The 9,654-nt window shown below is 69.7% G+C and carries 12 protein-coding genes; 3 read left to right on the plus strand and 9 right to left on the minus strand.

All coding sequences use genetic code 11. From position 1 onward, the window contains the following. Positions 1-59 precede the first annotated feature (59 nt). From I0Q12_RS20885 to I0Q12_RS20895, 3 genes are all read left to right on the plus strand, one after another. Complete coding sequence (locus tag I0Q12_RS20885) at positions 60-926, plus strand: class I SAM-dependent methyltransferase (RefSeq protein WP_197254238.1); 867 nt, start codon at positions 60-62, stop codon at positions 924-926. Between the two features lie 104 nt (positions 927-1,030). Then, positions 1,031-1,393, plus strand: coding sequence for a RidA family protein (locus I0Q12_RS20890; RefSeq protein ID WP_197254246.1), 363 nt, complete (start codon positions 1,031-1,033; stop codon positions 1,391-1,393). A gap of 96 nt (positions 1,394-1,489) precedes the next feature. Beyond that, the gene (locus I0Q12_RS20895; protein WP_197254248.1) at positions 1,490-2,011 is read left to right on the plus strand and encodes a MarR family winged helix-turn-helix transcriptional regulator; all 522 of its coding nucleotides are present in this window, start codon (positions 1,490-1,492) and stop codon (positions 2,009-2,011) included. An 87-nt stretch (positions 2,012-2,098) separates the two neighbouring features. Here I0Q12_RS20895 and I0Q12_RS20900 read toward each other — a convergent pair whose 3' ends face one another. From I0Q12_RS20900 to I0Q12_RS33415, 9 genes are all read right to left on the minus strand, one after another. Beyond that, entirely contained in the window at positions 2,099-3,010 is a 912-nt protein-coding gene (locus I0Q12_RS20900) for a DUF1353 domain-containing protein (RefSeq protein WP_197254250.1), read from the minus strand. Between the two features lie 145 nt (positions 3,011-3,155). After that, positions 3,156-4,187, minus strand: coding sequence for an aromatic ring-hydroxylating dioxygenase subunit alpha (locus I0Q12_RS20905; RefSeq protein WP_197254252.1), 1,032 nt, complete (start codon positions 4,185-4,187; stop codon positions 3,156-3,158). A gap of 2 nt (positions 4,188-4,189) precedes the next feature. Beyond that, positions 4,190-4,405, minus strand: a complete 216-nt coding sequence (locus tag I0Q12_RS20910) for a recombinase-like helix-turn-helix domain-containing protein (RefSeq protein ID WP_197254254.1) — start codon at positions 4,403-4,405, stop codon at positions 4,190-4,192. Between the two features lie 12 nt (positions 4,406-4,417). Next, positions 4,418-5,368 (minus strand): PDR/VanB family oxidoreductase, encoded by a 951-nt coding sequence (locus tag I0Q12_RS20915; protein WP_197254256.1) that lies wholly within the window; start codon positions 5,366-5,368, stop codon positions 4,418-4,420. 89 nt (positions 5,369-5,457) lie between these two features. After that, entirely contained in the window at positions 5,458-7,122 is a 1,665-nt protein-coding gene (locus tag I0Q12_RS20920) for a thiamine pyrophosphate-binding protein (RefSeq protein ID WP_197254258.1), read from the minus strand. Then, a complete protein-coding gene (locus I0Q12_RS20925) occupies positions 7,115-7,897 on the minus strand; it encodes an SDR family oxidoreductase (RefSeq protein WP_197254260.1) in 783 nt (260 codons plus the stop codon). The genes I0Q12_RS20920 and I0Q12_RS20925 overlap by 8 nt, the downstream gene beginning before the upstream one ends. A gap of 19 nt (positions 7,898-7,916) precedes the next feature. Next, the gene (locus tag I0Q12_RS20930; RefSeq protein WP_197254262.1) at positions 7,917-8,669 is read right to left on the minus strand and encodes a 3-oxoacyl-ACP reductase family protein; all 753 of its coding nucleotides are present in this window, start codon (positions 8,667-8,669) and stop codon (positions 7,917-7,919) included. A gap of 3 nt (positions 8,670-8,672) precedes the next feature. After that, on the minus strand, positions 8,673-9,179 hold the full coding sequence (locus I0Q12_RS20935; RefSeq protein WP_197254263.1) for a cupin domain-containing protein: 507 nt from the start codon (positions 9,177-9,179) through the stop codon (positions 8,673-8,675). A 29-nt stretch (positions 9,180-9,208) separates the two neighbouring features. Continuing rightward, positions 9,209-9,654 (minus strand): alpha/beta fold hydrolase (locus I0Q12_RS33415; protein WP_231611127.1); only part of this gene is annotated, 446 nt, incomplete at its 5' end.

Genomic DNA, 9,654 nt, shown 5'->3' on the forward strand with positions numbered 1-9,654 from the left:
TAGCGGCGGGCGTGGCGCTGGAGTCGGGCGCGCATCCCCGCACCCCTACCCTTGTGGTCATGCCCGACGCTGTTTCCCCGTCCGACGACCGCCACGCGACCGCGAATGCCCTCCTCGGCACGTCGAAGGCGGGCCGCGCGCGGGTGGGGTCGCGCGAGAGCGAACGTGCGAGCCGGATGTGGTGGGATGCCGACGCCGAGGACTATCACCGCACCCACGGCGAGTTCCTCGGCGTGGACTCCAGCGAGGGCGAGTTCGTGTGGTGCCCTGAGGGGCTGCACGAGGGTGATGTGCACCTGCTCGGGGAGGTCGCCGGCAAGGACGTCCTCGAGGTCGGATGCGGTTCGGCGCCGTGTGCGCGGTGGCTGGCCGGGCAGGGCGCCCGGGCGGTCGGCCTGGACATCTCGATCGGGATGCTGGCGCGTGGCGTGACGGCGATGGAACGCGGCGGGCCGCGGGTGCCGCTCGTGCAGGCCGGCGCCGAGGAGCTGCCCTTCGCGGACGGGAGTTTCGACGTCGTGTGCTCGGCGTTCGGCGCGGTGCCGTTCGTGGCGGATTCGGCGCGGGTGATGCGCGAGGTCGCGCGGGTGCTGCGGCCCGGCGGACGGTGGGTGTTCGCGGTGAATCATCCGATGCGGTGGATCTTCCCGGACGATCCGGGCGAGCGCGGACTGGTGGCGATGTTCCCGTACTTCGACCGCACGCCGTACGTGGAGGTCGACGACGACGGGGTGCCGACCTACGTCGAACATCACCGGACCGTCGGGGATCGGCTCCGGGAGCTCGTGGCGGCGGGTTTCGAGGTGTACGACATCGTCGAACCGGAGTGGCCCGAGCATCTGGATCGCGAGTGGGGCCAGTGGAGCCCGCTGCGCGGGGAGATCTTCCCGGGTACTGCGATCTTCTGCAGTCGTAAGCCGGTGTGAGCGAGGCGCCGTCCGGCGCACCGTCGACGAGCGACGACCCCTTCCTATTCAATTAGTTGAGCGCTAAGATAAATCCGATCCCGTCTTCCGACCCTGGAGATTCCATGTCCCTCACCGCTGTCAGCGCCCAGCACCCCTACAGCCCCGCGTATGTCGCCGCCGGCCTCGTCTTCGTCTCGGGCGCCCTGTCCGTGGACCCGGAGGGTGCCGCCGTCGGAGGCCGCACCGAGGCGCTCGACGCCGCCATCGACCGGATGACCGACCGGCTCGCCGTCGTCGGCGGCACGCTCTCCGACGTCGTCAAGCTCACCTACTTCGTCACCGACCTCTCGCTGCGGGAGGAAGCGAACCGGCAGTTCGAGCGCCTGTTCCCCGAGCCCCGGCCGGCACGCACCTTCGTCGAGGTCAGCGCACTCCCCTACGGTGCCACCGTCGAGATCGACGCGGTCGCCACCCACCGCGCCTGATCCTGCATTCCCCGCGCGCCCCACGCAGGCCGTATCGTGATCATTGCCTTTGCGCTCAACAACCGAGCGTGACGACGGCGAACACGAGGAGGCCACGTGGGGCACGACACCGTTCCGGAACACGATGCCGTCGACGACATCGTGAGTCAGTGGGCTCGCCAGTGGCCCGACCTCGACGTGACACCCCTCGAGGTGCTCGGGCGCCTGCACCGCACGTATCTGCGGTACCAGAGCGCCATCGGACGCGTCTTCGACGAGTTCGGCATCAACATGGCCTCGTTCGACGTGCTCGCCGCCCTGCGCCGCGCAGGCGAACCGTACCGGATGACGTCGGGTCAGCTCGCCGAGAGTTCGCTGGTGACCACCGGCGGCATCACCCTCCGCATCGATCGCCTCGTCCAGGCCGGTCTCGTCCGGCGCGAGCGCGACGAGGAGGATCGCCGGATCGTGCACGCGCAGCTCACCGACGAGGGCAAGAAGCTGATCGACGAGATCGCCGTCGCCCACTTCGAGAACGAGGCGCGCATGCTCGCGGGTCTGTCCGCCGCCGACCAGGCCGCTCTCGCCGGACTCCTCCGCAAACTCGAGCACTCCATCATCCGGCACGACGGGGAATGACGGCCGCCCCACAGCGAGACGGAAAACACCTGGGGCACAACAGAACGCGCCCGCACCGGAGAAGGTGCGGGCGCGCTCGTCGGTTTCTCATTCGGCTCGCGCCGGCGACTCGATGACCGGATACTCGGGCCCACCGGACACCGGCGGGCGGCCGAGCGTCGCACAGATCGCGTCGACAACGAATCCGATGACATCGGCGAGCATCAGCAGGATTCGCGTCAGCAGCGTCGACAGCAGCATGGGAAGAATGGTGGGCAGGATCAGAGTCACGATCATCGCCGCCGTCAGATTCTCCCGCACGGCCTCGCGATAATTCTTCCCCGGTGTGCCTGGCGCACCGGGCGGCGCCGCCTCTCGACTGACAAGGCCGGCTCCGATGAAAACCGCTGCGAGACAAGGAAGAAACGCCGCCGCTGCGACACCGGCACCGGGCAGCGCGGGGACGGCGGCTGTCGCGACACGCCCCCACAAGACCAGCGCGAACAGCAGGGCGAGCAGCGCATAGGGTGGGGACGCGAACACCCGAACGGTCGACCACATGATCCACTGCGTGACGACGCCCGCGTCCGACTCGTGGCGGAGAGTGCTGCGGAACCGCGCATCGGCTCGTCGTCTCATGGCCCGGGCACGCTTGGGGTCCGTCTTGCCCACGTCCCTCGCGGCAGCGCATTGGGTGTCGTGCAGCAGGGCCGGCATGGTGTGGCCGCCGTAGCTCGCGATGAGTCCCCACAGGCACGGCGGGATCGATGCCAGATCCGACGTCGACTGCGCCCGCACCTCGAGCTGTTCGCCGTTCTCGACGGCCGGGGCGCCCTGCCAATCGTCCTCGTCCACGGCCGGGGTGTAGCGAAATGTGTCCAGTACCTGGAATCTGGTCGTCGTCTTGAACTGCCGCATCAGCAGATTCGGCAACGAACCCGCACCCTCGGGTGCCAATTGCCGGAGGCTGACCTCCGTCTTGCGCACCCAGCGGCCGTCCCGCAACTCGATGAAAGGCATTCGTTCGTGCTCCGGATCTCGATTCCCCTGGTGCCGCCACCGCAGTGAGCGGCCCTGACACCACCGAGTGTGGGGTGCGATCGAGATGTCGGACAGCCACCCGGGGGTGAAGAATCCGCCACCCTCGGGCGTGCCGTCCTCCGGATCAGGATTCGGCCGTGGCTGCGGCCAGCTCCTCCGCGCGCGCCCGGTACAGCCGGCGCAACCGCATGACACCGAGGTCGTGCTGGTAGAGGTTCTCGGCCGCGTCGGCGTCGGGAGCCATCCCCTCGAGCATGACCCGATCCTGCTCGAGTACCTCCCAGTGCCGTTCCTCGAGCACGGTGCGGTACAGAAAGCGCCACACGTCGCGTTCCCAGCCCTGGACCCGGCGATAGCGCCAGAAGAAGACCGCGGTGGTGTCGGCGTCGATCGGGGTGCCCATGCCGACGATGCCGAACGGTCCGCCGGGACCCGCGGTCGGCGGGTACGGGATCTCGAGGTCGACCCAGTCGGCACCGGTGCGGCAGTACTCGACCCAGTCGAAGTTCACGCCGCGCTGGTCGGTCTTCTCGAAGAAGAAGCCGCGGTCGGTCTCCCGGATCCGGAAGCGGGCCGAGGTTTCACCCCCGAACATCGAGTGTGATTCGTGGTGCAGGAACGCGCCGTGCATGGGATCGAGCAGGTTCTCGAGCGCGAAGCGCCACGGCGCCTCCCACTCCGCGTAGCACAGGAATGCCGAAACATCTTCGTCCACAAGCGGGTCCGGAAGTTCGAGCGGACCCGGTTCGGCGTCGGGATCGGTGCCGAACCAGGCGAGGATCGCCCCGCCGACCTCGCGGACGGGCAGCGACGAGACGAGTTTCTTGCCTTCGAGGTTGCAGCCGGGCATGCCGGGGACCTTCGCGACGGTGCCGGTACCGTCGACCTCGACGCCGTGGTAGCGGCACGCGAGGCGATCGCCCAGGTGCACGCCCTGCGAGAGCGGGGCACCGCGGTGTGGGCAGCGGTCCTCGAGCATGCGCACGGTGCCGTCGGATGCGCGGTAGAGCACCCAGTCCTCGCCGAGGCGGCGCATCTTGCGGATGCCGCCGCGTTCGACGAAGTCCGACGGGCACACCGCGTGCCACTGGTCGCGCATGCCGGTCGCGAAGATCTCGTCGGCGGTCTTCGGGGTGCGGCGCAGTCGATTCACCATGGTCAGGCTCCGATCCGGTGCATCTCGGCGGTGAACGACTCGGGGGTCCACTCGGCCCCGTCGGGTCCGTTGATGCCGGAGTCGTTGAGTCCCTTGACGAGTCCCTCGAGGTGGTGGACTCCCGATCCGAAGACCTCTTCGATCGCCTTGGCGAGCTTGACTTCGTAGGGGGTGGGGTCGGCCGTGCGGGCCTGATGAATCTTCAGGTAGCGATCCATGGTGGATCCTTTCTACAGGTCCAGCACCAGCTCGTCGGAGCGGGCGCGGGAGACACACAACATGATGGTGGCGCCGGATTCCTGTTCGGCGGCGGTGAGCAGAGAGTCGCGGTGGTCGGGGGTGCCGCACAGCACCCGGGTCTCGCACGATCCGCAGATGCCTTCGCGGCACGAGTTGGGCACGTCGATCCCGGCGTCCTCGAGGGTTTCGAGGATCGACCGGTCCGGGGCCACGGTCGCGGACACGCCGGAGCTCTCGCACACCACCTGGAAGGAGGCGTCCTCACCGGCGGTGGCGATGCGTTCGGGGGCCTTGAATCGTTCGAGGCGGATCGCACCGTCCGGCCAGGCCGGCGCGTACGATTCGACGGCGGCGAGCAGCCCTTCCGGTCCACATGTGTACACGAGGGTATCCGGTCGCGGATTCTCCAGCAGCGCAGCCAGATCCAGCATTCCGTCGCGGTCCTCCGCGACGACGCGCACGCGGTCTCCGTAGCCGGCGAGTTCGTCGAGGAACGCCATGGTGGAGCGGTCGCGGCCACCGTAGTGCAGTTCCCACTCGGCGCCGGCGCGTTCCGCCTCGGTGATCATCGCCAGGATCGGGGTGATGCCGATCCCGCCGGCGATGAACAGGTAGCGCGGGGACGGCAGGAGCTCGAAGTTGTTGCGCGGCAGGCTCACCGCGACGGTGTCGCCGGGGCGCAGGGTCTCGTGGACGCGGCGCGATCCCCCGCGCCCGGATTTCTCGAGCAGGACCGCGACGCGGTAGCCCGTCTTGTCGTCGGGGTCGCCGCACAGCGAGTACTGGCGGACGTGGCCACCGCCGAGATGAAGGTCGAGGTGCGCTCCGGGTGTCCAGCGCTCGACCGCGGCGCCGTCGGGATGTTCCAGCCGCAGGGAGACGACGCCGGTGGACTCGATCCGCATCTGACGGACCATCAGGTCGACGGTGTCTGCAGTCATGTTTTCCTCCGGGGAGATCAGTTCAGCGCTTATTAGTTTAGCGCTAAGATGTTATCCGCGCCACAGTCGCCGGGAAGTTTTTCCGGGTGCTAGCCGACCGGTACGGTGACCGGCGGCGTGAAGGGCGTCGGCATCGGCCCGTAGGCCGCGAGATCGACCTCCACGAGCACGGGCGCCTGCCGCGACACCGCGTCGGCGAGAACGTCGTGGGCCTCCCCGGCAGCGGCGATGCACCGGTACTCGACCCCCACGGCTCGAGCGAGCAGCGCGAAATCCGGGGTTGCCAGATCGACCGCGTACGGTCGCTCACCGGCCCCGATCTGCATGTTGCGCAGCACCCCGTAGCCGCCGTCGTTGCACACGAGCAGCACCAGCCACGGCTTCTCCTGCGCCAGGGTGAGGATCTCCCCCAAGTGCACGGCCAGTCCCCCGTCGCCGACGAGCGCGAGCGTCGGGCGGGTCTCGTCCGCCAGTGCGGCGCCGATCGCCATACCGAGGCCCTGCCCGATGCCACCGCCCCGTGGGAAGACGTTGGCGCGCGGGTCGTACATCGGCAGCAGGCGATTGCCCCACGAACTCGACGCGATCGTCACATCGCGCGCCACGACGGCATCGCGAGGCAATGCCGCGCGCACGGCGTCGCACAGCACCGCATGGTCACCCAGCCCGGCGCGCTGCGTCGCGCGCACCCGGTCGCGGGTCTCGCGGGCCCGCGTCGTCCAGTGCTCCTCGACCGCATCGCCGAGTCCGTCGAGGCGCCCCGCGGCAGCGAGGAACGCACCGATCTCTCCCACCACGGGCAGATCCGCCGGGAAGACGCGGCCCGGCGCGGCCGGGTCGAGGTCCACCTGAATATGACTCGCGGGCATGGGAATCGAGTAGTCACCGGTTTCGTTCGACCGGAAGTGCGTGCCCAGGGACAACACGAGGTCGGCGTCGGCGAGCAGCGCCCGCCCGAGCGGCGACGTCGCGTAGTTGCCGATGCACAGAGGGTGATCCTCGGGCACCGCACCGCGGCCGGAGTTGCTGGTCAGCAGCGGAACACCCCACCGTTCGACGAGGGCGGTCAGCGCGTCCCCTGCTCGCGCCGCTCCGCCGCCCGCCCAGATCACCGGGCGCCGTGCCTGTTCCATGGCCCGCAGCGCCTCGTCGAGACCGGTCGGCGCGGCGGCCGCCGGTTCGGCCTGCGGCACCTCCGCGGTCACCGGGCACTGCGCGTACTGCAGGTCGATGGGCCACTCGACGCTGGCGGGACCGCCGGGCGTGGCGAGCGCGTGGGCGACCGCCTCGCGCAGCACCTTCGCGGCGCTGTCCGCGTCGCGGATGGTCTCGGCGTAGGCCGAGACCGCGGTGAGCATCCCGAGCTGGTCCTTGGTCTCGTGGATGAATCCGCGGCCCGACCCGAGGTAGCGGGATTCGACCTGCCCGGTGATGTGCAGGACCGAGGTGCCGGAGGCGAGCGATTCGATCAGCGAGCCCGCCGCGTTGCCGGCACCGGTTCCGGTACTGGTCAGGGCGCAGCCGAGTCCGCCGGTGGCGCGGGCGTATCCGTCGGCGGCGTTGACGGCGGTCGCCTCGTGCCGCACCGGTACGAAGCGCAGTTGCCTGCTCACCGCCTCGACGAGGGGCTGGTTGTGGACGCTGACGATGCCGAAGACGGTGTCGACTCCGGCGTCGCGCAGCACCTGCACCAGCAGGTCCCCGCCGTTGCCGCCGGCTCGCGATTCGCTGGCCATGGGTTTCCTTTCAGACATAGCGCGCGACTCCGCCGCACACGTCGATGCTCGTGCCCGTCACGTACGACGAGCGGGGTGAGAGCAGGGTGACGACGAGGTAGGCGACCTCGTCGGCGTTGCCGAAGCGGCCGAGGCCGATCCCGCGGTCTGCGGCGATCTCGGCTTCCCACTCGGCGAAACTTCCGGTGTATCCGGAGGTTTCGTAGCGGCGCCGCCACTGCCCGGTGTCGACGAGACCGAGGGCGACCGAGTTGACGCGGATCGCCTCCGGAGCCAGTTCCAGCGACAGGGACTTGCTCAGGTTGAGCAGTCCCGCGCGGGCCGCGCTCGTGGTGACCAGCCGGGTCTCGGGCTGGCGGGCGAGGACCGCCGAGATGTTGACGATCGACGGTGCCGGCGACTTGCGCAGCAGCGGCAGCGCGGCGTCGACGGTGTTGAGCACGCTCGAGAACTTGAGGTCGAACTCGTCGCGCCAGTCGTCGAGGGTGGTCTCGGCGCGCGGTTTCATCCGCGAGTTGCCCGCGTTGTTGACCAGGCCGTCGAGGCCGCCGAAGGTGTCCTGGGCGCGGGCCACCAGGTCGGCGACCGCGTCCCGGTCGCGGACGTCGCACGCCGCAGTGAGGATGCGCTCGCGTCCGTCGAGGTCGTCGAGGGCCGCGTTCAGGCGGTCGACGTCGCGGGCGCAAGTCACGATGTTCGCGCCCTCGCCGAGCAGCATCCGCACGGTGGCGAGGCCGACGCCGGAGCTTCCTCCGGTCACGAGATAGGTGCGATTGTTCAGAAGCAGGTCCACGACCCGGTCCTCTCAGGTGCTAGTGCAGGACGAATCCGCCGTCGACGACGAGTTCCTGCCCGGTGATGTACGACGCCTCGTCGCCCATGAGGAAGGCAACGGCTCCCACCAGATCCGCGGGTTGCTGCGGCCGCGTCAGGGCCCGGTTGAGCCGGTACAGGTCGTGCCGGTGCTGCGGAACATATTGTGCCGATTCGCTTTCCGTCAGTCCGGGCGAGACGGTGTTCACGGTGATCGCGTACGGTCCGAGATCGCGAGCCATCGTGCGGGTCAGCGCGGACACGCCGCCCTTGGACGCGATGTAGTGCGTGAGCCTCGGGGAACCGTAGTGCGCCGCGTCGGATCCGATGGTGACCACGCGGCCGCCGCCGCCCTCGATCATCGAGGGCACGAGGGCCCGGCAGACGAGGAACGTGCCGCGCAGGTTCACGTTCAGGACGCGGTCCCATTCCTCGATCGGCAGTTCGTGCACGGCCTTGCCGCCGACCCCGTCGGCGAGCGCGGCGTTGTTGACCAGTCCGTACAGCGGGCCGTGTGCGGTGACCCGGGCGGCCATCTCGTCGACCGAGCCGGCGTCGGCGAGGTCGACGTGGACGAACTGTGCCGCGATCCCGTCGGAGCGCAGTTTCGCGGCGGCGTCCGTGCCGCGGTCGGTCGCGACGTCGGCGATCCACAGCGTCGCGCCGTCGGCGCCGAGGCGGCGGGCGATCGCCAGGCCCAGGCCGCGCCCGGCTCCGGTGACGACGACGGTACGGTCGTCGAGGGCACCCACGGGTCAGTCCCGGGAGACGCCGAAGACCGCGGAGGTCTCGGGGTAGGTGGGGACCTGCGGCTTCTGCGTGCCGATGATCACGCAGAACAGCGCGTCGGTGGTGCCGGTGTTCTTCAGGCTGCGCGGCACGCCGGCCGGCACCACGATCATGTCGCGGTAGCCGAGGGTTCGCTTCTCGACGACGCCGTCGCGGTGGATGCCCACCTCGACCTCGCCCTCGAGGACGAAGAAGGCTTCCTCGGCGTCGTGGTGGGTGTGCTCGGGGCCCTCGGCGCCGGGCGGCAGCAGCATGTTCGAGAACGTGAAGCCGCGGGAGCCGATGGTGCGGGTGTCGTTCTCGTGGTTGCCGGTGGCGCCGGAGCCGACGTAGCGGATCTGGGCGCGCCGGAACTGATCTCCGGCCTTGGTCTGGAAGCCGAGGGTGTCCCAGTCCTCGTGGCGGGTGCCGCGGGTGAGGATGAGCGAGTCGGTGAATTCCTTCAGGTCCGCGGTCGCGTAGTCGAGTGTCATGGTGGTTCTCCGTTTCTTCAGCGGGTTCTTCAGGGGGTCGAGTGGTTGCTCAGGCGTTCGGTGATTCGCACGAACGATTCGATCCAGGCGCCGAACGCTTCGGGTCGTTCCTGGTTGGCGAGATGACCGGCCCCGCGGACGGTGACGAACACCGCGCCCCGGACGCCGCCGGCGAGAACCTGGCTCGCCGGGATGCCGGTGACGGTGTCGGCGTCCCCGCACAGCACGAGCGTCGGAACGTCGATCTTCTCGAGGTCGCCGGTGTGGTCGGTCGCGGCCATCGACTCGGCGGCGTGGCCGTAGCCGGGCAGCCGCACCGATTCGGCCATGATCGCCGTCGCGCGGTCGACGAGGTGCCGGGGAGCGTCGGCCGACAGCAGCCGCGGGGCGCGACGGCGCGCGAAGTCGGCCGGTCCGCTGCGGTCGAGGTCCGCGGCCCGCGCCCGCATGTTCTCGGCGCTGTCGGGGTCGGCGC

Origin of the sequence: Rhodococcus sp. CX (genome assembly GCF_015865005.1) — a bacterium.
Lineage (GTDB): Bacteria > Actinomycetota > Actinomycetes > Mycobacteriales > Mycobacteriaceae > Rhodococcus.

Excerpts from the sequence above, each read along its gene's own strand:
- I0Q12_RS20885 (WP_197254238.1), top strand. The coding sequence starts at position 60 with ATGCCCGACGCTGTTTCCCCGTCCGACGACCGCCACGCGACCGCGAAT.
- I0Q12_RS20890 (WP_197254246.1), top strand. The coding sequence starts at position 1,031 with ATGTCCCTCACCGCTGTCAGCGCCCAGCACCCCTACAGCCCCGCGTAT.
- I0Q12_RS20900 (WP_197254250.1), bottom strand. The coding sequence starts at position 3,010 with ATGCCTTTCATCGAGTTGCGGGACGGCCGCTGGGTGCGCAAGACGGAG.
- I0Q12_RS20905 (WP_197254252.1), bottom strand. The coding sequence starts at position 4,187 with ATGGTGAATCGACTGCGCCGCACCCCGAAGACCGCCGACGAGATCTTC.
- I0Q12_RS20910 (WP_197254254.1), bottom strand. The coding sequence starts at position 4,405 with ATGGATCGCTACCTGAAGATTCATCAGGCCCGCACGGCCGACCCCACC.
- I0Q12_RS20915 (WP_197254256.1), bottom strand. The coding sequence starts at position 5,368 with ATGACTGCAGACACCGTCGACCTGATGGTCCGTCAGATGCGGATCGAG.
- I0Q12_RS20920 (WP_197254258.1), bottom strand. The coding sequence starts at position 7,122 with ATGTCTGAAAGGAAACCCATGGCCAGCGAATCGCGAGCCGGCGGCAAC.
- I0Q12_RS20935 (WP_197254263.1), bottom strand. The coding sequence starts at position 9,179 with ATGACACTCGACTACGCGACCGCGGACCTGAAGGAATTCACCGACTCG.